This window comes from Paraclostridium tenue (assembly GCF_039521565.1).
Classification (GTDB): Bacteria; Bacillota; Clostridia; order Peptostreptococcales; family Peptostreptococcaceae; genus Paraclostridium; species Paraclostridium tenue.
In genome coordinates, this window is sequence record NZ_BAAACP010000012.1 from 1 (window position 1) to 24,341 (window position 24,341).

At 27.9% G+C, this 24,341-nt stretch carries 25 protein-coding genes; 14 read left to right on the forward strand and 11 right to left on the reverse strand.

Going from position 1 to position 24,341, the window contains the following annotated elements; translation table 11 throughout:
• Positions 1-137 precede the first annotated feature (137 nt).
• The 11 genes from ABFX13_RS10040 to dnaA all read right to left on the reverse strand — a co-directional run bounded on the left by ABFX13_RS10040 (position 138) and on the right by dnaA (position 10,753).
• Complete coding sequence (locus tag ABFX13_RS10040; protein ID WP_346045555.1) at positions 138-911, reverse strand: SigB/SigF/SigG family RNA polymerase sigma factor; 774 nt, start codon at positions 909-911, stop codon at positions 138-140.
• Positions 911-1,318 (reverse strand): anti-sigma B factor RsbW, encoded by a 408-nt coding sequence (gene rsbW, locus ABFX13_RS10045; RefSeq protein ID WP_346045557.1) that lies wholly within the window; start codon positions 1,316-1,318, stop codon positions 911-913. Before rsbW ends, ABFX13_RS10040 begins: the two co-directional genes overlap by 1 nt.
• Before the next feature lie 3 nt (positions 1,319-1,321).
• On the reverse strand, positions 1,322-1,633 hold the full coding sequence (locus ABFX13_RS10050; protein WP_346045559.1) for an STAS domain-containing protein: 312 nt from the start codon (positions 1,631-1,633) through the stop codon (positions 1,322-1,324).
• Positions 1,634-1,649: 16 nt separating this feature from the next.
• Complete coding sequence (locus ABFX13_RS10055) at positions 1,650-1,907, reverse strand: DUF948 domain-containing protein (protein WP_346045561.1); 258 nt, start codon at positions 1,905-1,907, stop codon at positions 1,650-1,652.
• Positions 1,907-2,188 carry a YtxH domain-containing protein gene (locus ABFX13_RS10060; protein WP_346045563.1) on the reverse strand — a complete coding sequence of 94 codons (282 nt, stop codon included), beginning with the start codon at positions 2,186-2,188 and terminating at the stop codon, positions 1,907-1,909. The genes ABFX13_RS10055 and ABFX13_RS10060 overlap by 1 nt, the downstream gene beginning before the upstream one ends.
• A gap of 73 nt (positions 2,189-2,261) precedes the next feature.
• Positions 2,262-4,685, reverse strand: a complete 2,424-nt coding sequence (gene gyrA / locus ABFX13_RS10065; RefSeq protein ID WP_187006690.1) for a DNA gyrase subunit A — start codon at positions 4,683-4,685, stop codon at positions 2,262-2,264.
• Positions 4,686-4,703: 18 nt separating this feature from the next.
• Positions 4,704-6,605, reverse strand: a complete 1,902-nt coding sequence (gyrB, locus tag ABFX13_RS10070; RefSeq protein ID WP_147547674.1) for a DNA topoisomerase (ATP-hydrolyzing) subunit B — start codon at positions 6,603-6,605, stop codon at positions 4,704-4,706.
• On the reverse strand, positions 6,606-7,724 hold the full coding sequence (gene recF, locus ABFX13_RS10075; protein WP_346045565.1) for a DNA replication/repair protein RecF: 1,119 nt from the start codon (positions 7,722-7,724) through the stop codon (positions 6,606-6,608). It abuts the gene before it with no gap.
• A gap of 14 nt (positions 7,725-7,738) precedes the next feature.
• Entirely contained in the window at positions 7,739-7,945 is a 207-nt protein-coding gene (gene yaaA, locus ABFX13_RS10080) for a S4 domain-containing protein YaaA (RefSeq protein ID WP_147547670.1), read from the reverse strand.
• Positions 7,946-8,073: 128 nt separating this feature from the next.
• Positions 8,074-9,183, reverse strand: coding sequence for a DNA polymerase III subunit beta (dnaN, locus tag ABFX13_RS10085; protein WP_346045570.1), 1,110 nt, complete (start codon positions 9,181-9,183; stop codon positions 8,074-8,076).
• Positions 9,184-9,424: 241 nt separating this feature from the next.
• A complete protein-coding gene (gene dnaA / locus ABFX13_RS10090) occupies positions 9,425-10,753 on the reverse strand; it encodes a chromosomal replication initiator protein DnaA (RefSeq protein WP_346045573.1) in 1,329 nt (442 codons plus the stop codon).
• Positions 10,754-11,326: 573 nt separating this feature from the next.
• Here dnaA and rpmH point away from each other — a divergent pair.
• From rpmH to ABFX13_RS10160, 14 genes are all read left to right on the forward strand, one after another.
• Positions 11,327-11,461, forward strand: a complete 135-nt coding sequence (gene rpmH, locus ABFX13_RS10095; protein ID WP_021428024.1) for a 50S ribosomal protein L34 — start codon at positions 11,327-11,329, stop codon at positions 11,459-11,461.
• 80 nt (positions 11,462-11,541) lie between these two features.
• Positions 11,542-11,892: a ribonuclease P protein component gene (gene rnpA, locus ABFX13_RS10100; protein WP_346045575.1), complete on the forward strand. Its 351-nt coding sequence runs from the start codon at positions 11,542-11,544 to the stop codon at positions 11,890-11,892.
• A 48-nt stretch (positions 11,893-11,940) separates the two neighbouring features.
• Entirely contained in the window at positions 11,941-12,162 is a 222-nt protein-coding gene (yidD, locus tag ABFX13_RS10105) for a membrane protein insertion efficiency factor YidD (protein ID WP_330677287.1), read from the forward strand.
• Positions 12,163-12,198: 36 nt separating this feature from the next.
• The gene (locus ABFX13_RS10110; protein WP_346045578.1) at positions 12,199-12,906 is read left to right on the forward strand and encodes a YidC/Oxa1 family membrane protein insertase; all 708 of its coding nucleotides are present in this window, start codon (positions 12,199-12,201) and stop codon (positions 12,904-12,906) included.
• On the forward strand, positions 12,878-13,573 hold the full coding sequence (gene jag / locus ABFX13_RS10115; protein ID WP_346045580.1) for an RNA-binding cell elongation regulator Jag/EloR: 696 nt from the start codon (positions 12,878-12,880) through the stop codon (positions 13,571-13,573). Before ABFX13_RS10110 ends, jag begins: the two co-directional genes overlap by 29 nt.
• A 230-nt stretch (positions 13,574-13,803) precedes the next feature.
• On the forward strand, positions 13,804-15,183 hold the full coding sequence (mnmE, locus tag ABFX13_RS10120; RefSeq protein WP_346045582.1) for a tRNA uridine-5-carboxymethylaminomethyl(34) synthesis GTPase MnmE: 1,380 nt from the start codon (positions 13,804-13,806) through the stop codon (positions 15,181-15,183).
• A 51-nt stretch (positions 15,184-15,234) separates the two neighbouring features.
• Positions 15,235-17,130, forward strand: a complete 1,896-nt coding sequence (mnmG, locus tag ABFX13_RS10125) for a tRNA uridine-5-carboxymethylaminomethyl(34) synthesis enzyme MnmG (RefSeq protein WP_346045584.1) — start codon at positions 15,235-15,237, stop codon at positions 17,128-17,130.
• Positions 17,123-17,842 carry a 16S rRNA (guanine(527)-N(7))-methyltransferase RsmG gene (gene rsmG, locus ABFX13_RS10130; RefSeq protein WP_346045738.1) on the forward strand — a complete coding sequence of 240 codons (720 nt, stop codon included), beginning with the start codon at positions 17,123-17,125 and terminating at the stop codon, positions 17,840-17,842. Before mnmG ends, rsmG begins: the two co-directional genes overlap by 8 nt.
• A gap of 159 nt (positions 17,843-18,001) precedes the next feature.
• Positions 18,002-18,793, forward strand: a complete 792-nt coding sequence (gene noc, locus ABFX13_RS10135; protein ID WP_346045586.1) for a nucleoid occlusion protein — start codon at positions 18,002-18,004, stop codon at positions 18,791-18,793.
• A gap of 54 nt (positions 18,794-18,847) precedes the next feature.
• On the forward strand, positions 18,848-19,621 hold the full coding sequence (locus tag ABFX13_RS10140; protein ID WP_346045588.1) for a ParA family protein: 774 nt from the start codon (positions 18,848-18,850) through the stop codon (positions 19,619-19,621).
• Position 19,622: 1 nt separating this feature from the next.
• Positions 19,623-20,501: a ParB/RepB/Spo0J family partition protein gene (locus ABFX13_RS10145; RefSeq protein ID WP_346045590.1), complete on the forward strand. Its 879-nt coding sequence runs from the start codon at positions 19,623-19,625 to the stop codon at positions 20,499-20,501.
• 15 nt (positions 20,502-20,516) lie between these two features.
• The gene (locus ABFX13_RS10150) at positions 20,517-21,665 is read left to right on the forward strand and encodes an aminotransferase class V-fold PLP-dependent enzyme (protein WP_346045592.1); all 1,149 of its coding nucleotides are present in this window, start codon (positions 20,517-20,519) and stop codon (positions 21,663-21,665) included.
• A 203-nt stretch (positions 21,666-21,868) separates the two neighbouring features.
• Positions 21,869-23,161 carry a helix-turn-helix domain-containing protein gene (locus ABFX13_RS10155; RefSeq protein WP_346045594.1) on the forward strand — a complete coding sequence of 431 codons (1,293 nt, stop codon included), beginning with the start codon at positions 21,869-21,871 and terminating at the stop codon, positions 23,159-23,161.
• A gap of 77 nt (positions 23,162-23,238) precedes the next feature.
• Entirely contained in the window at positions 23,239-24,264 is a 1,026-nt protein-coding gene (locus ABFX13_RS10160; protein ID WP_346045596.1) for a hypothetical protein, read from the forward strand.
• The last annotated feature ends 77 nt before the right edge of the window (positions 24,265-24,341 follow it).

Genomic DNA, 24,341 nt, shown 5'->3' on the forward strand with positions numbered 1-24,341 from the left:
AAAAAGAATTTTTATAATTAACCTACTGTTTAATTTTCAAAGTTCATTTATTTTCTCGCCCTTTTCTTAAGGACAAGTAATACTATACTACCTTTCAAACAGTAAGTCAACACTTTTTATCAAATTTTTTTATTTTTTTACAAATTCTTTTCATATTCTTTTTTTAATTTTTCAATTATCTTTCTTTCTAGCCTAGATACAGTCATTTGAGATATCTCTAATTCCTTAGCTATAATTGACTGAGTCTTATCTAAAAAGAATCTATCTTTGAAAATTTTAACTTCTAGTTCATTTAAAGTTTCTATGAATTTATTTATAAAATCCATATTTTCTATATTTCCGAAACTAGTTTCTTCTTGTCCAATTTTATCTTTAAGTGTTATTTCTTTATCATCTGAATCATCATTACTAGATGTATCTAATGACATTGGCTGATATCCATAAGAAGCTTCTATTGCTTCTAAAACATCTTCTTCACTACACTCTAGGTAATTAGCTATGTCTATAGCTTTTGGGCTTCTTTTATTTTTTTGTTCTAAAAATAATTTAGCCTCACTTATTTTTTTACTTAATTCTTGTATTCTTCTTGGTACTTTAACTGTCCATACTTTATCTCTAAAGTATTTTTTAATCTCACCTATTATTGTAGGTGTTGCAAAACTTGAGAACTCATAGCCTTTTTCAATATCATATCTATCTATTGCATATATTAATGCTAAAGATGCAACTTGATATATATCATCAAAATCTACACCCTTGTTAATGTATTTTTTAGATAGTATATTTGCTAAATACATATGTCTTTCTATAAGAATATTTCTTATTTCTACGTTTTTGTCTTTGCTATATATATTAAACAATTCTTTAGTTGTCATATCCATATAGCTTGTAGCATTAGCTACGTTCCTCATTAAATACCAACTCCTAAATATTTAGTCATTTTGATTGTTGTACCTTCATCAGTATTAGATACTGTATTAACTTCGTCCATTAGCGTTTTAATTATAAATAATCCTAGTCCGCCTTCTTTTGGATTTGCTAAATCAGGTTCTTGTAATGAATCAACATCATATCCTTTGCCTTTATCTTGTACTTCTATTGCTAATCCATTATCTAATATAGTAAATTGAACTAAAAATTTATCGTCTAAACTATGCTTTATAGCATTTGTACATGCTTCTGATACAGCTACTTTTATATCTTCTATATCGTCTAAAGAAAAGCCTACTTTATTAGCTAATCCAGATACTGTTAACCTTATGATACTTACATATTCTGGATTGGCTGTAACTTCCATTTTTATAGTTTCTCGCTCCAAAACTTATCCCTCCACTTTAAATATTTTGTCTAGTCCTGTTATCGTAAATATTTTTTTTACATTTTTTCTAGCGTTTACTATATATATATCCTTTTCATTTACTTTTAATCTTTTAAGTACACCAATAAGAGCTCCTAGACCTGTAGAATCTATGTATTCTAAATTTGTAAAATCAATCTTTAAATCCATTGGTTTCTCTTCTATTAACCCATTAAGATGTTCTTTTACCTTATCAGCTCCAGCTACATCTAGCTCTCCATTTATTCCTACATTCCAAAAATTACTATCTAATCTTGATTCAATATTTACAGACATAACTATACCTCCTTATTTACTTTCTGAAAAATTTAAATGCTTTTGTTATATTAGTTATTCCGCTAGCTAAACCTACTATATCCTCTGTGCTTTTTGTAATAGCTGCAACATTTTCTATAGTTTCGTGGATGTATCTTTCATTATAATCGACTATTTTGTATGTTTTCTCAACAACTTTAGTTGCACTATTTATTAATTTAGCTAAATATATTGCAATTATTAATGCTGATACACCAAATAAAATAGCTCCTATTTGCCATCCCACTGCATCCATTATATATTATCTCCCTCTTCTTCAAAAGTCTTACTTATTATTATTTCATCTTCAACTATATTTACATCGTTAATATCACAGTCTTCCACTATATTAGAAATTTTATTTTTTACAGTTTCTATGGTTCCATCTAAAACTTCTCTCGGATTGTCTTTTATCTCATCCATTTTTTCTTTAGCTTCTTTTCTTAACTCAGATCCTTTTTTAGGCGCTAAAAATAAACCTAGTAAAAATCCAATTATCGATCCAAATAAAAAATATTTACCTTTATTTTTGCTCATAAATGATATCTCCTTTCGTATTTATATATTTATTATATCCATAATTATGCAAAAAGAATAGGGTTTGTACACCCTATTCTTCCATCTCTATCTTAGCAATTGATACTACATTTACTTCATCATCAGTCTTCATAAGCTTAACACCACTTGTTACTCTTCCAAATAAAGATATTTCATTTACTCTTAATCTTATTAATACACCATCAGAATTTATTATCATCATCTCATCGTCTTCATTTACCATCTGAGCTCCAACAATATATCCTGTTTTATCTGCTATATTATAAGTTTTTATACCTTTACCCGCTCTTATTTGAGCTCTATATTCCTCAATTGATGTTCTCTTACCAAATCCATTTTCACTAACAACTAATAAATCTGTTCCTTCACTACAAAGGTTCATAGCTACGACTTTATCATCTTTATTTAGAGTTATTCCTTTAACTCCCATAGCTGTTCTACCCATATGTCTTATATCATTTTCATCAAATCTTATAGACATACCATCTTTTGTAACTAATATAACATCTTCACTTCCGTCAGTTACTCTAACATCAATTAATTCATCATCTTCTCTTAATCCAATTGCTATTAATCCTGATTTGTTTATATTTTTAAATTCTTCACGTTTAGTTTTCTTAACTATTCCATTTTTAGTTGCTAATAATAAGTATTGAGCATCGCTAGTGTCATCAATAGAAATCATAGTTGCAATCTTTTCATCGCTATTTAATTGTAATAAGTTAACTATAGCAGAACCTTTAGCTTGTCTCTTAGCTTCTGGTATTTCATATGCATTTAATCTATATACTCTACCTTTATTCGTGAAGAATAATAATCTACTATGAGTTTGAGTAGTTATTAATTCTTTTATAAAGTCCTCTTCTCTAGTAGTAAGTGCTGATATACCTCTTCCACCTCTATTTTGACTCTTATAAGTATCTATAGGCATTCTCTTTATATATCCAAAGTGAGTAAGAGTTACGGCTACTTCTTCATTTTCTATAAGGTCTCTCATATCTATTTCGCCTTCAGCATGTCTTATCTCAGTTCTTCTTTCATCAGCATAATTTTCTTTTATTATTGATAATTCTTGTTTTATAACATTTAAAAGTAATCTTTCATCACTTAATATTTCTCTTAATCTATTTATTTTCTTAAGAAGCTCTTCATACTCAGCTTCTATCTTGTCTCTTTCTAAACCTGTAAGTCTTTGTAATCTCATATCTAAGATAGCTTGAGCTTGTACTTCTGAAAGATTAAATCTATTCATTAGTCCTTCTTTAGCTTCTTGAGTAGTTTTAGATCCTCTTATAAGCTTTATAACTTCATCTAAGTTATCTAGCGCGATTCTTAATCCTTCTAATATATGAGCTCTTGCTTCAGCTTTATTTAAGTCGAACTTAGTTCTTCTTGTAACTACATCCTTTTGATGTTGTACATAGTGATATAAAACTTGCTTTAAGTTTAATACTTTAGGTTCACCATTAACTAAAGCTAGCATTATTATACTAAATGTATCTTCCATTTGAGAGTGTTTGTAAAGCTTATTTAATACTATATTTGCATTAGCATCTCTCTTAAGCTCTATAACTATTCTCATACCATTTCTGTTACTCTCATCTCTTAAATCTGAAATTCCTTCAAGTTTTTTATCCTTAACTAATTCAGCTATTTTTTCAACTAACTTAGCTTTATTTACTTGATATGGTATTTCAGTTACAACTATTTGTTGCTTACCTTTAGCTAGTTCTTCTATGTATGCTCTAGCTCTAACCTTAACTTTTCCTCTTCCTGTTCTATAAGCTTCAGAAATATTTTCTTTACCCATTATTATCCCAGAAGTAGGGAAGTCCGGTCCTTGTATAAATTGTATTAAATCTTCAACGCTACATTCTTCATTGTCTATAAGATGTATTGTTGCATCTATTACCTCTCCTAGGTTATGAGGTGGTATAGATGTTGCCATACCAACAGCTATACCGTTAGATCCATTTACTAAAAGGTTTGGAAATCTAGATGGTAATACTGATGGCTCCTTTAAAGATTCATCAAAGTTTGGTATAAAATCTATAGTCTCTTTATCTATATCTCTTAATAACTCAAGAGCTAACTTACTCATTCTAGCTTCAGTATAACGCATTGCAGCTGGTGAGTCACCATCTATAGAACCAAAGTTACCATGTCCATCTACTAAAAGTCCTCTAGTAGAGAAATCTTGTGCCATTCTTACCATTGCTAAATAAACTGCACTATCTCCATGTGGATGGTATTTCCCTAGAACGTCCCCAACAATACGTGCAGACTTTCTATATGGTTTATCTGGTGTTAAATTTAACTCGCTCATTGAATATAATATTCTTCTATGAACTGGTTTAAGTCCATCTCTTACATCGGGAAGGGCACGTCCAGCTATAACACTCATCGCATAATCAATATACGAATTTTTCATCTCCTTACCTATTTCAATAGGGAGTATTCTATTATTTTCTTCCATTGATATTCATCCCCTCTCTTATATATCTAAGTTTCTAACGAATCTTGCATTTTCTTCTATAAACTCTTTTCTTGGAGCTACTTTATCACCCATAAGCATTGAGAATATTTCATCTGCCATAGAAGCATCTTCTATAGATACTTGTAATAAAGTTCTAGTTTCAGGATTCATAGTTGTTTCCCAAAGCTGTTCTGCGTTCATTTCTCCAAGACCTTTGTATCTTTGAAGTTCTATTCCAGTTCTTCCAAGTTGCTCAAGTAAAACATTTAATTCTTTATCTGAATATACATAGTATTCTTTCTTTTGTTTTTTAACTTTGTATAGAGGTGGTTGTGCTATGTAAACATATCCGTTCTCTATAAGAGGTCTCATATATCTAAAGAAGAATGTAAGAAGTAATGTTCTTATGTGCGCACCATCAACATCGGCATCGGTCATTATTACAATTTTATGATATCTAACTTTTTCTAAATCAAAGTCTTCACCTACACTACATCCAAATGCAGTTATCATATTTCTTATTTCTTCTGAAGATAATATTTTATCTAGTCTAGATTTTTCAACATTAAGTATTTTACCTCTTAGTGGTAATATAGCTTGTATATGTCTATCTCTACCTTGCTTAGCAGAACCTCCTGCAGAATCCCCTTCGACTAAGAATATTTCACTTTTCTCAGGATCTTTTTCAGCACAGTCAGCTAATTTCCCTGGTAAAGATGTGCTTTCTAGTACACTTTTTCTTCTAGTTAATTCTCTTGCTTTTTTAGCTGCTTCTCTTGCTCTTTGAGCTCTTAAAGCTTTATCAACTATAATTCTAGCTGTTGTAGGATTTTCTTCTAAGAATGCTCCTATTTCTTCAACAGTTACGCTATCTACTACTCCTCTTACTGCAGTATTTCCTAATTTAGTTTTAGTTTGACCTTCAAATTGAGGTTCTGGAAGCTTAACAGATATAACAGCTGTAAGACCTTCTCTTATATCTTCACCTAAAAGGTTTGAATCTTTTTCTTTTAATATTCCATTTTTTCTAGCGTAATCATTAACTACTTTAGTCATAGCAGTTTTAAATCCACTTAAATGAGTACCACCTTCGTGAGTATTTATATTATTTGCAAAAGAATATATGTTCTCTGTATAACCATCAGTATACTGTAAAGCTACTTCAACCATGTAATCTTTTACTTTTTTCTCTATATAAACTATATCAGGATGAATTCCAGTTTTAGTCTTATTTAAGTGTTTAACAAACTCTATTAAACCACCCTCATAGTGGAATTCTTTTTTCTTTTCTCTTCCTTCTCTTTTATCTTCTAAAACTATCTTAACACCTTTATTTAAAAATGCTAATTCTCTTAATCTATGTTCTAGTGTTTCATACTTATATTCAACCTCATCAAATATAGTTGCATCTGGTTTAAACTGTATTATAGTTCCTGTTACATTAGTTTCTCCTACAACTTTTATCTCTGAAGTTGAAACACCTTTTTCATATCTTTGTCTATAAACTTTTCCATCTTTATGAACTTCTGCAACTAACCATTCTGATAATGCATTAACTACAGAAACCCCAACTCCGTGAAGACCACCAGAAACCTTATAACCTCCACCACCGAATTTACCTCCGGCATGTAATACAGTTAAAACTGTCTCTAATGTAGATTTCCCAGTCTTTGGATGAACTTCTACAGGTATACCTCTACCATTATCCTTTACTAATATGCTTCCATCTTCATTTATAGAAACATATATATCTGAACAAAATCCAGCTAGAGCTTCGTCTATACTGTTGTCCACAATTTCATAAACTAAATGATGTAAACCTCTAGGTCCTGTTGACCCAATGTACATACCAGGTCTTTTTCTTACAGGTTCTAATCCTTCTAATACCTGTATCTGACTTGCACCGTATTCTTGTTTCATCTAGTTCCCTCCATTCTCTATACTAATTACATTTCCTTTTTCAATATTGAAAATAGTAGTATTCTCAGTATTAAATATCTTTTTGTGAGAAGCTTCTGCTGTTGTTATAAACATCTGAACTTTGTCTAAATTGTCTACTAGCAACTTTTGCCTAGTTTCATCTAATTCACTAAAAATATCATCTAACAATAAAATTGGATACTCTCCAACTTCATTATTTATTAACTCTATTTCTGAAAGTTTCAATGAAATAGAAGCTGTTCTCTGCTGTCCTTGTGATCCATAAAGCCTAACATCTAAACCATTTATACAAATTAATAAATCATCTTTATGAATTCCATATCTAGTAGTTCTAGTATCTATATCATGCTGACGGCCTTCTTTAAGCTTTTTTATAAATTTTTCATATACTGTCTCTACAGTATCATCTTCGGTAATATTTATTTGATTTTTATACTTTATTGTTAACTCTTCTAATTCATTGGTAAGCTTTTTGTGCATTTTACTTGATATAGATGCTATTTTCTTTATAAAATCTCGTCTTAAAATGTATATATAACTACCATATCTAGCCAAGCTTTCATCATAAACTGTTACTAAATCCATGTCTACATAGCTACTTTTTAATAGTTTATTTCTTTGAAATAATATTTTGTTATAGTTTGTAAGATAATTGTAGTATCTAGGAATAATTTGACTTATCTCTTTGTCTATAAACACTCTTCGCTCCTTAGGACCTTCTTTTACAAGTCTTAAGTCCTCAGGCGAAAATATAACCACGTTTAAATTTCCTAATAATTCATATATCTTTTCTATATTTATTTTGTTTATTTTTATACCTTTTTTATTATTTTTACCAATTCCTATTTCTATTAGACTCTTTCTATCATGTTTTGTAAAGTTTCCACCTATGTATAAGTTTTCACTTTCAAATTTAATAAGTTCTTTGTCTTTATTTGTTCTAAAAGATTTTCCAAATGATAGTAAGTATATAGCCTCTATAATATTTGTTTTACCTTGTCCGTTTTTCCCTATAAGTAAATTTATTTTTGGATTAAACTCTAAATATAGAGCCTCATAATTTCTAAAATTAATTAAATTTAAGCCATTTAAATACACAAAGGGCACCCCTTTTATAGTATCTTTATTTTATTTCCTTCTACTTCGACAATATCATTTGATCTTAATTTTTTACCTCTTCTAGTTTCTATTTCTCCGTTAACCTTTACTAGACCTTCTTGAATTAAGAACTTTGCATGTCCACCTGTAGATGCTATATCTACTAGTTTCAAAAATTGATCTAATTTTATAAATTCAGAATCTATAGTTATTTCAATCATTGATTTTTCCTCCTTTCATTATATCAAATATATATTAAAAAATTTCTTATACTCTTAATTGTTAACATATACTTAAAAATATATTATATCATAAAAACCCAACTTTTTCAGTTGGGTTTAATTTTAATTTATATATTAGAAGATATTCTTACTGGAAGTAATAAATAAGTATATTTTGTTCCATCTGTTGGCTTTATAATGCAAGGATTTACATTTGTTGTAAACTCTATAAATATTTCTTCACTATCTATTACCTTAAGTGCATCTAAGAAATATCTAGAGTTAAAAGCTATATCTAAATAATCTCCTTCTAGTTCTATCGATACTTCTTCATAAACATTACCTCTTTCAGTATTAGAAGTTATAGCCATTGAATTATCTCTTATCGATAATTTTATTAAGTTATTCTTTTCTGATTGTGAAAGTAATGATGCTCTTTCTATACTATTTAGTAATTCTTTAGTATTTACCTTAGCTCTAACGCCATATTCTCTAGGAAGAAGTTTTTTATAATCTATAAAGTCCCCTTCTAGTAATCTAGTTATTATTTTTGTTTCGTTAATTATAAAAATAGCATTTTTCTCATCAAATCCTATTTTTATAGAATTGTCTTCTGATGAAAGTAAACCATTTACATCATGAAGTGTTTTTCCAGGAATTATAACTTTTATATTATCCATCATATTGTTTATTTCGCTTGATCTTACAGCTAGTCTGTACCCATCAATAGCAACTAAGCTTATATTTCCATCAACTATTTCTAATAATTCACCCATTAGTATCGGTTTAGTCTGATCTTGAGAAATTGCAAAAACAGTTTGTTTTATCATATTTTTTAGTAAATCTTGAGGTATATCGTATAACTCATTTTTATGTACGTCTGGTAATCTTGGATATTCATCTGCCGAATCACCTTTTATCTTAAATCTTGAATTTAAACAGTTTATATAAACATTATTGTCTGAATCTGTTTCTATTTCAACAAAAGTATCAGGTAATTTTCTTATAATATCCCCAAAAAGTCTAGAATTAATTACTATTTCTCCTTCTTCTATAACTTCTGCTTGTGCATAAGTATCTATTCCTATTTCTAAATCATATCCTGTTAGGTTAACAGTATTATCTTTTGCTGTTAATAATATTCCCTTTAAAAGCTCTAAAGTTGTTTTTCCGTTAATAGCTTTTTGAACAATTCCTATTTTATGTGCAAGTATTTTTTGATTACAAATTATCTTCATTGTGGATAACCTCCTTAAGTGATTATATACAAAAATAAATTAAAAAACTTAGTAGTAATAATAGTAGGTGATGTTGATAATGTGGATAAGTATCTGAATCAAAATAAATACAAAGATATCAACATGTGTAAAAAATGTTAATATCTTTGTGTTTTTTTGTAGGATAATCTGTATATATTTGTTGCAAAAAAATATATATACATTTAATTAAGATGATATCCACATATGTATTGTTTATAATTTACCCTTTTAAATCTAATATAATTTTATTTACCTTTTCTTTAAAGTCTTCATTGTTTTCTATATCTTTAGCTATCTTATCATGGGCATGAATAACAGTTGTATGATCTCTTCCGCCAAATTCTTCTCCTATTTTAGGTAAAGATAAGTCCGTAAGTTCACGAGATAAATACATTGCTACCTGTCTTGGATAAGAAATGGATCTTGTTCTTTTTTTAGAATTAAAATCTTCCATTTTAACCGAAAAAACAGAAGATACTTTTTCTTTTATTCTGTTTACAGTTATTTCTTCATGTTTAGAAGTTGTTATTATATCTTTTAAAGCTTCAGATGCTAATTCAAAAGATATGGTTCTATTAGTAAGTGAACTATATGCAACAACTCGTGTAAGCGCACCTTCTAGTTCTCTTATATTTGATTTTATATTTTTTGCTATGTAAACTGTAACTTCATTAGGAACATCTATATTTTCCATTTGGGCTTTCTTTCTAAGTATAGCCATTCTAGTTTCAAAATCAGGAGCTTGAATATCAGTTATAAGACCCATTTCAAATCTTGAGCGAAGTCTATCTTCTAAAGTAGGTATTTCTTTAGGTGGTCTATCGCTAGAAATAATTATTTGCTTATTAGCTTCGTGTAATGAATTGAATGTATGGAAGAACTCTTCTTGAGTTCTTTCTTTTCCTGCTATAAATTGAATGTCATCTATTAAAAGAACGTCTACATTTCTATATTTGTTTCTAAATTCTTCATTTCTATCATCTTTAATAGAGTTTATAAGCTCATTTGTAAACTTTTCAGATGATACATAAACTACTTTTGGGTCTTTTTTTTGCTCCATTATATGATGACCTATTGCATGCATAAGATGTGTTTTTCCAAGTCCAACTCCACCATATAAAAATAATGGATTATAAGCTCTAGCTGGAGCTTCTGCTACAGCAACACAAGCAGCATGTGCAAAACGATTACTATTTCCAATAACAAATGTGTCAAAAGTATATTTAGGATTTAGATTAGGATAGTTCTTTTTAGATTTATTATCTTCTTCTATATTGTGGTCTTTATCTAAACCTTTAACTTCATTTTCACTTAGGACAAATTGAATATTATATTTTTTTAAAGAAAGCTGATTTACAGAACTTTCAATTAGATTTAGATATCTATCTTCTAATATTCCTTTTGTGAAGTCATTTGGAACTAATAGTATTAGTGTATTTGATTGTATTTGTAATGGCTTAATTTGTTTGAAAAAGGCATTAAAACTAGGGGGTGATAATTCACCTTTTATAAGTTGTAATGTCTTATCCCATAAAGAAACTATATCCATAATTTAAAACCTCCGAACGAAATAATTAACATTTTCCACAAAGTTATTAACAAAATTTATAATTTATTTAAAAAATCATTTTTATGCAAAAAAAATATGGATAAATATGTGGATAAACTGTAAAAAATAAAAAAGACCTAATAATTTATAGAAAATATAAACAATATGTATATAAAGTTATAAATAATATCAATAATAATAAAAATATAGGTTATAACAAAAGTATTATCTTTTACATTAAAAGTTATGCACATTTTTATCCACAACTTGTGAATAAATTTAATATGTTAATAATTTTTATGAACATTATCAACAAGTATATTTATAATATCAGAATATATGTCAAACTTCAATGATTTATATACAATTTATCCACAAAATTAACGGTTTGTTGATAAAAAAGTCAACAAAATTAACTTAGCCGCAATCCTCAAAAAGGTTGCTAAAACTACGTCAAAAATACGTTGACAATCAGCTTAAAAGGATTTATAATTGTACGTGTTATGCTTACTTTGAGGGTAAAGTTATTATTTTTATAAACGGAAAAAACAATCTTGAAAGGCGGTGCAAAAAATGAAAAGAACTTATCAGCCAAAGAAAAGACAAAGAAAGAAAGAGCATGGATTTAGAAAGAGAATGAAAACTTCTAATGGAAAAAATGTTCTAAAAAGAAGAAGAGCTAAAGGAAGAAAGAGATTAACTCATTAATTTTAAAAAAAGGCTGCTGAAAAGTAGCCTTTTTGTGTAAAAAATTATAAATTTAAAGCTGTGTTTTAGGAGGATTTAGTATGGATTTCAAGAATACTAAAGGTATAAAAAAAGACTCTGATTTTAGAAAAGTATACAAACACGGCAAATCTTTTGCAAATAAATACTTAGTAATGTATATATTGGATAATAAATCAGACTTTAATAGAGTAGGATTTTCTGTTTCTAAGAAGGTAGGTAAAGCCAATATTAGAAATAAAGTAAAAAGAAGAATAAGAGAAAGTTTTAGGTTAAATTGTGATCAAAGTATAAAAAGTGGATATGATCTAGTATTTATAGCTAGAATATCTAGTAAAGATGCTGAGTATAGTGATATAGAGAAGTCAATTAAAAGTTTAGTAAAAAAAGCTAAGCTTAATAATGAGGGTTAGAAGATATGGGGGATTAAATTGAATCAATTATATAACTTACTAAAGAATATAAATGTTTATGCAACAAAGATTTGTATATATATAGTAAGGTTTTATCAAAAATACATATCTCCTTTAAAAGGACCTACTTGTAGGTTTTATCCTACTTGCTCTCAGTATGCAATAGAAGCTTTAAAAAAATATGGGGCACTAAAAGGGTCTTATTTAGCTATAAGAAGGATATTAAAGTGTCACCCTTTCCATCCTGGAGGATATGATCCTCTAAAATAATTTTAAGTGAAAAAGACACTTTGGGAGGTACTAAAATTGAATTTAATTAGTAACTTATTAGGACAAGTTCTTAAATTTATATTAGAATTTGTGACTAACTATGGTTTAGCGATAGTATTATTTACTGTATTTGTAAAAATATTATTATTACCACTAACAATAAAGCAAACAAAATCTATGAAGGCTATGCAAGATATACAGCCAAAGATAAAAGAAATACAAGAAAAGTATAAGAGTAAACCAGAAAAACAAAATCAAGAGATAATGAAAGTATATCAAGAAGCTAAAATAAATCCAATGGCAGGATGTTTACCATTATTAATACAATTTCCTATATTAATAGGTCTTTATAATGTATTAAGAAATCCAGTTACATATGGAGTTTTTGCTAGTAATGCTGCACAAAAAGCTGCAGATACAGGGTTTTTATGGATGCCATCTTTATCATCACCAGATAAAACATTAATAATAGCTATTTTAGCTGGTGCAACAACATTAATAACACAAATGTTAACTATACCAAAAGACCAACAACAAGGGTCTATGAAATTTATGACATATTTTATGTCAGCTATGATGGTTTGGTGGGGTATAAGTTTCCCAGCTGGTCTTGCATTATACTGGACTGTAAGTAACTTATTCCAATTAGCTCAATACTACTTAATAATGAATCCATTAAAAGCTAAGCTTGCTAATTCTGGGGAGGGTGTAGTAGATGAAACAAAGCCTAGAAATAAAAAGTAAAAATATTGATGATGCAATATCAAAAGCTTTAGGACAGTTTAGCGTAAGTAGAGAAGACATTGAAGTAGAAGTTATTAAAGAACCAACAAAAGGATTCCTAGGATTAATAGGAAGTAAAGATGGTATATACAAAATAACTATTAAGAAAAAAGAAGAAGTTATAAAAGAAGTGGATATTAACACTGATATTAAAATTGAAACAAAACAAGATCTAACAGATATCGATGTAGCTAAAGGTTTTATATTAAATATAATAAATAACCTAAATATAGATGCACAGATAGATATTAGACAAGAGAAAAACGTTATAAAGGTTAATATAACAGGAAAAGATGCAGCTTGCTTAATTGGAAGAAGAGGGGAAACTTTAGATTCTATACAATTTTTAGCAGGACTAGCATTAAATAAAGCAAATAAAGATTCACATTGTAAAATTCTTATTGATATAGAAAACTATAGATCAAAGAGAGAAGATTCTTTAATAAGATATGCAAATAAGGTAGCTAGAGAAGTAGCTAAGACTAGAAAAACTAAGAAGCTAGATTATATGAATCCATATGAGAGAAGAATAATTCACTCAACACTACAAAATGATAAGTTTGTAAAAACTTATAGTGAAGGTGTAGATCCATATAGAAGGCTTGTAATAGAATATAAAAAGCAATAATAAAAACAAACCTCCTAATATATAGGGGGTTTTATTTTTGAAAAATATTATATATAATAGTTAGATTGAGGAAATAATTTAAAATATATAAGAATAATTAGAATACATGGTATTATATTAAGAGGGTTTATATAAAATTTTAGTTATGTATTATTACAAAATAAACTTTAAAATGATAAAATAATACCTTAAGGTTTATGAATAAAATATAGGATAAAGAGGTGATAGGTTTGTTTATAGACGATACTATAGCTGCAATAGCAACAGCTCCTGGTGAAGGTGGAATCGGAATAATAAGAATAAGTGGAGAAAAGTCACTTCAAGTAGCAAATTGCATATTTAAGTCAATGTCAGGAAAAAAGATAGAAGATTATAATAAAAGAACTTTAATATATGGACATATATTAGATGGAGAAAAGATAATAGATGAAGTTTTAGTAGCTTATATGAAAGGACCAAATTCATATACTGCTGAAGATGTAATAGAAATAAACTGTCACGGTGGATTTATTTCTGTAAAAAAGATATTGGAATTAATTTTATCTAAAGATGTTAGATTAGCGGAACAAGGTGAGTTTACTAAGAGAGCTTTCTTAAATGGAAGAATAGATTTAGCTCAAGCTGAAGCAATAATTGATGTTATAAATGCAAAAACAGATATGGCACATACAGTAGCTCAATCACAATTAGAAGGGTCTTTATCTAAAAAAATTAAGGATTTAAGACATAATATAACAGAGATGCTAGCTCATATAACTGTTTCTATAGATTTTCCAGATGAGGATGTTGAGCATATAACTTACAATACTTTAAAAGAAAAATCACTAGAATTACAAAAAGAGATAAATAAATTATATGATACTGCTGAAAGTGGAAAAATTCTTAGAGATGGGCTAAAAACTGTAATAGTTGGTAAGCCAAATGTTGGTAAGTCATCATTATTAAATGCTGTACTAGGAGAAAATAGAGCTATCGTAACAGATATACCAGGTACAACTAGAGATGTAATAGAAGAATTTGTAAATATAAAAGGTATACCTTTAAAAATAGTTGATACAGCTGGAATAAGAGAAACAGAAGATGTTGTTGAAAAAATTGGTGTTGAGAAATCAAGAGAATTTTTTAATTCAGCAGATTTATCAATAGTAGTTTTAGACTCTTCAAGAAAATTAGAATCAGAAGATATAGAAATTTTAGAATCTGTTCAACCTAATAAAACTATAGTTTTATTAAATAAAACTGATTTAGATCAAGTTATAGATATAGAAAAAGTAAAAGAATATATAGACGAGGAAAATATAATAAATATATCAGCATTACAACATGAAGGTATAGAGAGGATACATGATAAAATAGAGGATATGGTATTTGCTGGATCAATTAAAAATTCATCAGATTTAGTAGTAACAAACTCTAGACATAAAGATGCACTTTATAAAGCAAAGCAATCTATAGCTGATGCTATAATGGCTATTGAATCATATATGCCACTAGATTTTATTGAAGTGGATTTTAAAAATATATGGGATTATCTAGGATATATAAATGGAGATACGGTAACAGAGGATTTATTAGATACAATATTTAGTAACTTCTGTATAGGAAAATAATCATATAATGTTTTTCGTGAAACATTAGTGTTTATCATGAAAGGAGAACATATGTTAAATTTTGATGCAGGAAATTATGACGTAATAGTAGTTGGAGCAGGACATGCAGGATGTGAAGCTGCATTAGCTACAGCAAGAATGGGACATAAAACATTAATTATAACACTTTCTTTAGATTCTATAGCACTATTACCATGCAATCCTTCTATAGGGGGAACTGGTAAAGGTCAATTAGTTAAGGAAATAGATGCCCTAGGTGGACAAATGGGTATAAATATAGACAAAACATTTATACAAAGTCGAATGTTAAATACAGCAAAAGGACCTGCTGTACATTCTCTTAGAGCTCAAGCAGATAAAGGTAGATATCATGAAGAAATGAAAAAAACTTTAGAAGATGAGCCGAATTTAGATATAGCGATGGATGAAGTTGTAGATATATTAAGTGAGGGAAATGTTGTTAAGGGTGTTATAACAAAATTAGGATGTATATATCATGCTAAAGCTGTAATATTAGCGACAGGAGTATACTTAAACTCTAAAATATATATGGGAGAAGTTTCATTTAATGAAGGACCTAATGCACTTGGATACAGTAGGTATTTAACTGATAAACTTGTTGATTTAGGATTAAGAATGAGAAGATTTAAAACAGGAACTCCTGCTAGAATACACAGAGATAGTATAGATTTCTCTGTTATGGAAATTCAAGAGGGAGATAAGCGTGTGACTCCATTCTCATTCTTAAATGATGAGTTATCTAGAAAACAAGAACCATGTTATTTAACAAGAACAAACATAAATACTCATGAAATAATAAAAGAAAATTTAGGTAGATCACCTATGTATGCAGGACAAATAGATAGTACAGGAGCTAGATATTGTCCATCTATTGAAGATAAAATAGTAAGATTTAGTGATAAAGATTCACATCAAATATTTATCGAGCCAGAAGGTGAAAGTACTAAAGAAATGTATATTCAAGGTATATCAACAAGTTTACCTTATGAAGTACAAATTCAAATGTATAAGAGTGTAAAGGGTCTTGAAAATGCTAAAATAATGAGACCAGCTTATGCTATAGAGTATGATTGTATAGATCCAACACAATTAAAAATAACTCTAGAAATAAAAGGTGTAGAAAACTTATTTAGTGCAGGACAATTCAATGGAACATCAGGTTATGAAGAGGCAGCTTCTCAAGGATTAATAGCAGGGATAAATGCAGCATTAAAGATACAAGGAAAAGAACCATTTGTTTTAGATAGATCAGAAGCTTATATAGGTGTTTTAATAGATGACTTAGTTACAAAAGGAACTAACGAACCATATAGAATGATGACATCTAGATGTGAATACAGATTATATTTAAGACAAGATAATGCAGATATGAGACTTACTCAAAAAGGTTATGAAATGGGTCTTGTAGATGAAGATAGATACAAAAAATATTTAGAGAAAAAAGAACTTATAGAAAAAGAATTAGAGAGATTAAAAACTGAAAGAATTACTCCTAAAGATATAAATCATTTACTAGAAGAAAAAGGAGCTTCTCCTATAAAAGTGGGATATTCTCTATATGAATTCTTAAAAAGACCTGAAGTTGACTATGAAATGATAGAAGCTGCAGGTAAAGGAGCTGGAGAAGATATTCCATACGCTATAAAAGAACAATGCGTAATTATGACTAAATATGAAGGTTATATAGATAAACAGTTAAAGCAAATAGATCAGTTTAAAAAACTAGAAAATAAAAAGTTAAGTGAAGACTTAAATTACTCATCTATAGATGGATTAAGAATAGAAGCTAGACAAAAACTGGATGCAATAAAACCTATATCAATAGGACAAGCGTCTCGTATATCTGGAGTATCACCAGCTGACATATCAGTTTTACTTATCTATCTTGAGCAACAAAGAAGAGGTAGAGGTGAAAGAAATGAATAATGCTGAAATACTAAAAAGTGGTATCGAAGAATTAGGAATTAACTGCAAGGATGAAACTATAGAAAAGTTTAAGATATATAGAGATATATTAGTTGAATGGAACCAAAAGATGAATTTAACTGGAATAGAGGATGAAAAAGAAGTGTATATAAAACACTTCTTAGACTCTGTTGCAGCAGTTAAAAATGGATATATAAAAGATGGAATGTCTATAATTGACGTTGGTACTGGAGCAGGATTTCCAGGGTTACCATTAAGAATTTGCTTAGAAAATACTAAAGTCACACTTTTAGACTCTTTAAATAAAAGAATAAACTTTTTAGATGAAGTATGTAAAAATATAAAAATTGATAATGTAGAATTAATACATGGAAGAGCAGAAGACTTTGGTAAGGATGAAAATTATAGAGAGCAATATGACATAGCTACAGCTAGAGCAGTTGCTGGATTACCTATTTTAATGGAATTTTGTGTACCTTTTATAAAAGTAGGTGGATATTTTGTATGCTTAAAAGGTCCAAATGCAGATACAGAATTAGAAGAATCTAAAAAAGCTATGGAAGTATTAGGACTAGAGTTTGTAGAAAAAATAGATGTTAAACTTCCTGATACAGATTTAAATCATAACATAGTTGTTTTCAAAAAAGTAAATAGTACGCCAGCAAAATATCCAAGAAAAGCTGGAAAACCAGTAAAAAGCCCAATAAAGTAGAATAGAAGTGCATTATTTCCAAAGAAATATTTTAAAATATAGAGCAAAAAAAATATTTTAGAAGGAATATGTAACTAAATGCAGAAATATTATACACATAAGTAACTGAGGTAATTTCGTGTTTTAAATATATTTAGTTTTGGATGAGAGAGGGATGTTATGGAAGATAAAAGAGTTATGGAGATACCTATAAATAATATAGTTCCAAATCCATACCAACCAAGAAGAGTATTTTCACAATCAGCATTAGAAGAATTAAGTGAATCTATAAAGGTATATGGTATTTTACAGCCTATAACTGTTAGGAGTAAAAGTAACGATGAATATGAACTAGTAGCAGGAGAAAGAAGACTTAGAGCATCTAAGTTGGCTGGACTAGAAACTATTCCTGCTATAATAAATAATATGTCTGATGAATCTTCAGCTGTATTAGCACTATTAGAGAACCTACAAAGAGAAGATTTGAATTTTATAGAGGAAGCTATGGGCTATGAAAATTTAATAAAAGAACATTGCTTCACGCAACAACAACTTGCACAAAAACTAGGAAAAAATCAATCTACAATAGCTAATAAAATTAGAATACTAAGATTACCAACAGATATAAAAATAAAGTTAGTAGAAAATAGCTTAACAGAAAGACATGCTAGAGCTTTATTAAAATTACCAGATGAAGAAATGATGAGAGAAGTTTTAGATAAGGTAATAAAATCAGACTTAAATGTTAAGAAAACAGAAAAGCTAATAGCAGATATACTAGAAGATCTTAAACAACCTAAAGGTAGTGAAGATAAAAAGCAAACTGTCAAAGGAATAATGGGAATGAGAATTTACCTAAACACTATAAAACAAGCTTATGAGGCTATAACTAATACAGGGTTAGAGGCTAAGTATAAAGAAGTTGATAAAGGTGACCATATTGAGGTTGTTGTAAAGATTCCTAAAAAATAAAAGATTACTGCTTAGCAGTAATCTTTTTTTAAAAGGTTAAAGGGGGTAAGACTTATGGGAAAGGTAATAGCAGTTTTTAATCAAAAAGGTGGAGTTGGAAAAACAACTACAAATGTTAATTTAAGTGCTAGTGTAGCTAAAATGGGAAAAAGAGTTTTAGTATTAGATTTAGACCCACAAGGAAATTCTACTAGTGGATATGGAGTAGAAAAAAATGAAGTTGAAAACACGATTTATGAAGTATTAATAAACAATGATAGTATTGAAGAAGCAATAATTAAAACTGAATTTGAAAATATAGATATAGTTGCATCAGCAACAGAATTAGCTGGAGCAGAAATAGAGTTTACAAGCATAGAAGAAAGAGAATATATATTAAAAAAGGCAATAGATAAAGTAAAAGATAACTATGATTACATATTTATAGATTGTCCACCATCTCTAGGGATGTTAACTATAAACTGTTTAACTGCCGTAGATAGTGTTTTAATACCTATACAATGTGAGTATTATGCATTAGAAGGAGTAAGTCAGCTAATGGAAACTATATCGCTTATAAAAAGAAGTCTAAATCCTAATTTAGAAATACAAGGCGTAGTTTTAAGTATGTTTGATGGAAGGGCAAACCTGTCTATTCAAGTAGTTGAGGAAGTAAAAAAATATTTTAAAGGAAGTGTATATACTACTTTAATACCTAGAAATGTAAGACTTGCGGAAGCTCCAAGTCATGGCAAACCAGCTATTTATTACGATGCTAGATGTAAAGGTGCAATAGCATACTTAGAATTAGCAGAAGAATTTATAGATTTAGAAGAGGATGTGATATAGAATGGAAAAAACGACAAGACGTTCAAATAGATTAGGAAAAGGCCTAGGAGCATTGATTCCTACTATAAAAGAAGAGTTAGATTCAAAAGATATTGTTAATATAGATATAAATAAAATTTATGCAAATCCAGATCAACCAAGAAAGGTTTTTGATGGAGAAAAGATAGAAGTTTTATCAAGTTCTATTAAAAATTATGGAGTACTTCAACCAATAGTTGTAAAACCAGATGATTCTGGAAAGTATATGATAATAGCTGGAGAAAGAAGATACAGAGCATCTAAAAAAGCTAAATTAAAAGAAATGCCAGCGGTCATAAAAGATATACCCATGAAAGATTTAATGGAAATTGCATTAATAGAAAACTTACAAAGAGAAGATTTAAATGCTATAGAAGAAGCTTTAGCTTATAAAAGTTTAATAGACCATTATAATGTTACTCAAGAAGAAATATCTGAAGCTGTAGGAAAGAGTAGACCTCATATAACAAATACATTAAGACTTTTAAATTTAAGTAAAGAAGTAATGTCAATGGTTGAAGATAATAGAATTACCCCAGGACATGGTAAAGCATTACTTAGAATACCAGATCATAATATACAATTACAAATAGCTAATAGAATAATGGAAGAAGAGTTATCTGTAAGAGAAACTGAAAAATTAGCTAAAAAAATCCTAGAAAATGAAAATATAGTTAATGAAAAAAAGATAAAGCAAAAAGATATTTATATAGTAGATGTAGAAGAAAGATTAACTAATATATTTGGAACAAAAGTAAACATCTCAAAAGGGAAGAAAAAAGGAAAGATAGAAATAGAGTATTATAATGACGAAGACCTAGATAGTATAGTATCATTATTATTAGAAGGACAAGAAGCATAAGAGAGGGGACTTAATATGATTTACTTAGATAATGCAGCAACAACATTTCCAAAGCCAAGACAAGTATATGAAGCAGTTTTAGATTGTATGGAAAACTATGGAGCAAATCCAGGAAGAGCAGGACATAAGTTAGCTATGAGAGCAGGAAGAGAAATATATGAATGCAGAGAAAATATAGCTAAGCTTTTAAATGTATCAAATCCTATGAGTATAGTATTTACTCATAATGCAACAGACTCTTTAAATCTTGCTATAAAAGGAGTTGTTAAGTCAGGGGATCATATTATAACAACGAGTATTGAACATAATTCAGTAATAAGACCTATAAAGGCATTAGAGAAAAATGGTGTAGAAAATACAATAGTTAAGTGTGATAAATATGGGCATTTAGACCCTAATGATATAAAAAAAGCAATAAAGCCTAATACAAAGCTAATTGTTACTACTCATGCATCAAATGTATGTGGGACAATAGTGGATATAGAATCTGTCGGAAACATAGCTAAGGAAAATAATATATTATATTTAGTTGATGCATCACAAACATTAGGTGTATATGATATTGATGTACAAAAAATTAATGTTGACATGATAGCAGCACCAGGACATAAATGTTTATTAGGACCACAAGGAACAGGTATGCTATACATTAGAGATGGATTAGAAGTAAATATACTTAAAGAAGGGGGAACAGGAAGTAATTCAGAAGATTTATTCCAACCTAATATGATGCCAGATAGATATGAATCTGGAACTCATAATACACCAGGTATAGCAGGGTTAAATGCTGGAGTTAAGTTTATTCTAGAAACAGGTATAGACAAAATTAGAAAACATGAAGAAGAATTATGTGAATATATGTTAACTAAGTTAACTGAAGTTCCTAATATAAAAATATATGGACCTTTAGATAGTAAAAAAAGAGCAGCAGTAATTTCTATAAATATAGGAGATATAGATTCAGGAGAAGTAACATTTATATTGGATGATATGTATGAGATTGCTACAAGATCAGGAATACATTGTTCTCCTCTTGCTCATAAAACATTAGGTACACTTAGACAAGGAACTGTAAGATTTAGCCTTGGATATTTTAACACAAAAGAAGACATAGATAAGGCTGTAGAAGCTTTAAAACATATAGAAAAAGAAATTAATATGTAGAAATTAAGAGAGATTTGCTTATAGTTAAAAACTTTAAGTGAGTCTCTTTTTTTATAAAAAAACTCATAAAAATTTGTAAAAAAACTATGATAACTTGTAAAAATATAAAAATATATTGCAGATTAAGTAAATAAATTAGTGTATTTATAATAAATATAAGTTATAATTTCATTATAAGAAAATGTTTTCTAAGGGGGACAGGTATGGAAATTCTAAGCTTAGGAGAAAAGATTAAGAAATTAAGAAAAGAAAAAAATTTAACATTAAAAGAATTAGCTGGAGAAAGAATAACTGCAGCACAAATAAGTCATATAGAAAGAGATAAATCTCATACTAGCTATGAATTATTAGAATACTTAGCAAGCCGTCTTGAAGTGAGTGTAGATTATTTACTAGAAACTAAAGAAATGCAAGCCAAGAAACTAACAGATAATTTAATAATACAAAGTGAAATATATATAAGATGTAAAGATTTAGAAAAAGCTAAAAGTGAAATAAATAAAGTAATGTCGATATGCACAGAATACCAACTTATAGAAAATTACGGTAAATGTAACTTATTGCTGGCTACTATAAATTTAAAGCAAAAAGACTATAATGCAGCTATAATTAATTTTGAAAAATCATTATATTTCTTCATACAAAATAATGATAAAGAAAATATAGCTAAGTGTTATATAAATATAGGAAAAATATACATAGAAGAAAAGTTCCATAAAGGAGCACTAAGTAACTTTAAATTTGCTGAAGATATATTAGAAGAAAATAATATAAATGATATGAACTTAAAAAAAGATTTATATAGTAATATGTCATTTTGTTATACACAGTTAAATAAGGATGATGAAGCATTAGAATATATAGATAAAATTAAAAATTTAGATATTATAGTTAACTCAAAAGAAGAAGCTCAATTAATAGTATCTAAAGCTAATAAACTAATGGGTGTAGGAAAATATGAAGAAGCAAAACAACAATTTAAGATTGCATTAGATTTATTAGATGAAGAAGATAATAAAACTGATTTGGCTAACATATACCTAAGAGTTTGTGAAGTATATGAAAATATAGGTAATAATGAAAGAGCATTAGATTATTCAAAAAGAGCATATGATATAAAAAAATATGATGAAGATGAATGTACTGTAGATATAATAATAAAAATAATACAGTCATACATAAAGTTAGAAAATTATGATGAAGCTAGAAAATATTCTAAATTAGCATTGGCAAGTGCAATAAAAAATAAGAATAAATATTTTGAATATCAAGCACTTAAGTTTTATTCTCAAATATACAAAAGTGAAAAAGACAATAAATTAGCAATAGAATATTTACTAAAATGTATAAGTATAATAAAAGATTTAAATGACAGAAAAACTCTTGCAGATTTATATATAGAGTTAGGTCAATTATACTCAGACATATCTAAAGAAAAAGAGCTTGAGTATTATCAAAGAGGTGTTTGTTTATATAAAAATCTAGAAATTATTTAAAATGACTCTTTTAAAAAGGAGTCTTTTATTTTTATATAGAAAATATTAAGTATTAAAAATGATATGGAGGAAAGCCAATGAAAAAAAAATGGATACTAGTAGTAATTTTATTACTTATAGTATTAATAAATCCCAACAAAATTGGCAACTTGAGTAATATCCTAAATAAAAAATCTGTAGAATTAGAGAATATAAAAAAGGTTAATATAAATAAAAATAGCAATTATGTAGAGTACAATAAAAACTTAGTTTATTATGATGGGAATTCATTAAAAAGTATAAATAGTAGTGGAAAAGAAATTTTTGATGTAGCATTTAGTCAAAAGAATTTAAAGTTAGATAGCAATAGATTTATAGATATATTGGATAAAGATAGAAATATAGTATATAGCGTAGATAAAGAAGGTAAAGTTGTAGTTAAAAAAAGTATGAATAAAGATGGATTGTTATATAAAAGCATAGATAATGATTCATATGTGTATGCATATAAAAAAGATAATAAAAACATAGTTAATATATATGATTATGAGTTTAAATTAGTAAAGTCTATTAATGAAAAAGGTATTGTAACAGATATAGGTTATTCGGATAAAGGGATTTATGTCGTATCTATAAATACTGAAGATAAGTTAAAAAGTACAATAAATTGTTATGATTACAATGGAAATTTAAAAAATACAAAAAGTATAGATAATTCTGTGATACTAGATCTTATTATATATAAAAATGATATATATATAATTGAAAAAGATAAGATAAGTAAAGTTAATAATGAACTAAAAACCGTAGAAGAATTTAAAGTTAAAGATATAAAACATTACAGTAATATATATAAAAATAGCATTTATATTATAGAAAATGACAATAAAATCAAATATATTGACAAAGGTATAGAAGATATAAAAATATATATTGAAAATTTAAAGGGAATAGTAAATATTAAAGATTCATTTATTATGTACAGTGACAATAAAATAATGAATAACAAAGGTACTGAATTGAAAACATTTGATGAAAATATAAAAAAAGTGCTTTTTATACCAGATAATATGTTAGTAGTAGAACTAGAATCCTGTATACAAATAATAAATTTAAAATCATAGTCTAATATGATAAGGTAGAGTTAGTTTATAGAAATAATCTATAACAAAATATATTTAATTATGTTAAAATTAAGGAA

What these genes read in the sequence shown, in the direction of transcription:
- ABFX13_RS10040 (WP_346045555.1), bottom strand. Translation starts at nt 911, where the DNA reads ATGAGGAACGTAGCTAATGCTACAAGCTATATGGATATGACAACTAAA.
- ABFX13_RS10050 (WP_346045559.1), bottom strand. Translation starts at nt 1,633, where the DNA reads ATGTCTGTAAATATTGAATCAAGATTAGATAGTAATTTTTGGAATGTA.
- ABFX13_RS10055 (WP_346045561.1), bottom strand. Translation starts at nt 1,907, where the DNA reads ATGGATGCAGTGGGATGGCAAATAGGAGCTATTTTATTTGGTGTATCA.
- ABFX13_RS10060 (WP_346045563.1), bottom strand. Translation starts at nt 2,188, where the DNA reads ATGAGCAAAAATAAAGGTAAATATTTTTTATTTGGATCGATAATTGGA.
- gyrA (WP_187006690.1), bottom strand. Translation starts at nt 4,685, where the DNA reads ATGGAAGAAAATAATAGAATACTCCCTATTGAAATAGGTAAGGAGATG.
- gyrB (WP_147547674.1), bottom strand. Translation starts at nt 6,605, where the DNA reads ATGAAACAAGAATACGGTGCAAGTCAGATACAGGTATTAGAAGGATTA.
- yaaA (WP_147547670.1), bottom strand. Translation starts at nt 7,945, where the DNA reads ATGATTGAAATAACTATAGATTCTGAATTTATAAAATTAGATCAATTT.
- dnaN (WP_346045570.1), bottom strand. Translation starts at nt 9,183, where the DNA reads ATGAAGATAATTTGTAATCAAAAAATACTTGCACATAAAATAGGAATT.
- dnaA (WP_346045573.1), bottom strand. Translation starts at nt 10,753, where the DNA reads ATGGATATAGTTTCTTTATGGGATAAGACATTACAACTTATAAAAGGT.
- rpmH (WP_021428024.1), top strand. Translation starts at nt 11,327, where the DNA reads ATGAAAAGAACTTATCAGCCAAAGAAAAGACAAAGAAAGAAAGAGCAT.
- rnpA (WP_346045575.1), top strand. Translation starts at nt 11,542, where the DNA reads ATGGATTTCAAGAATACTAAAGGTATAAAAAAAGACTCTGATTTTAGA.
- jag (WP_346045580.1), top strand. Translation starts at nt 12,878, where the DNA reads ATGAAACAAAGCCTAGAAATAAAAAGTAAAAATATTGATGATGCAATA.
- mnmG (WP_346045584.1), top strand. Translation starts at nt 15,235, where the DNA reads ATGTTAAATTTTGATGCAGGAAATTATGACGTAATAGTAGTTGGAGCA.
- rsmG (WP_346045738.1), top strand. Translation starts at nt 17,123, where the DNA reads ATGAATAATGCTGAAATACTAAAAAGTGGTATCGAAGAATTAGGAATT.
- noc (WP_346045586.1), top strand. Translation starts at nt 18,002, where the DNA reads ATGGAAGATAAAAGAGTTATGGAGATACCTATAAATAATATAGTTCCA.
- ABFX13_RS10140 (WP_346045588.1), top strand. Translation starts at nt 18,848, where the DNA reads ATGGGAAAGGTAATAGCAGTTTTTAATCAAAAAGGTGGAGTTGGAAAA.
- ABFX13_RS10145 (WP_346045590.1), top strand. Translation starts at nt 19,623, where the DNA reads ATGGAAAAAACGACAAGACGTTCAAATAGATTAGGAAAAGGCCTAGGA.
- ABFX13_RS10150 (WP_346045592.1), top strand. Translation starts at nt 20,517, where the DNA reads ATGATTTACTTAGATAATGCAGCAACAACATTTCCAAAGCCAAGACAA.
- ABFX13_RS10155 (WP_346045594.1), top strand. Translation starts at nt 21,869, where the DNA reads ATGGAAATTCTAAGCTTAGGAGAAAAGATTAAGAAATTAAGAAAAGAA.
- ABFX13_RS10160 (WP_346045596.1), top strand. Translation starts at nt 23,239, where the DNA reads ATGAAAAAAAAATGGATACTAGTAGTAATTTTATTACTTATAGTATTA.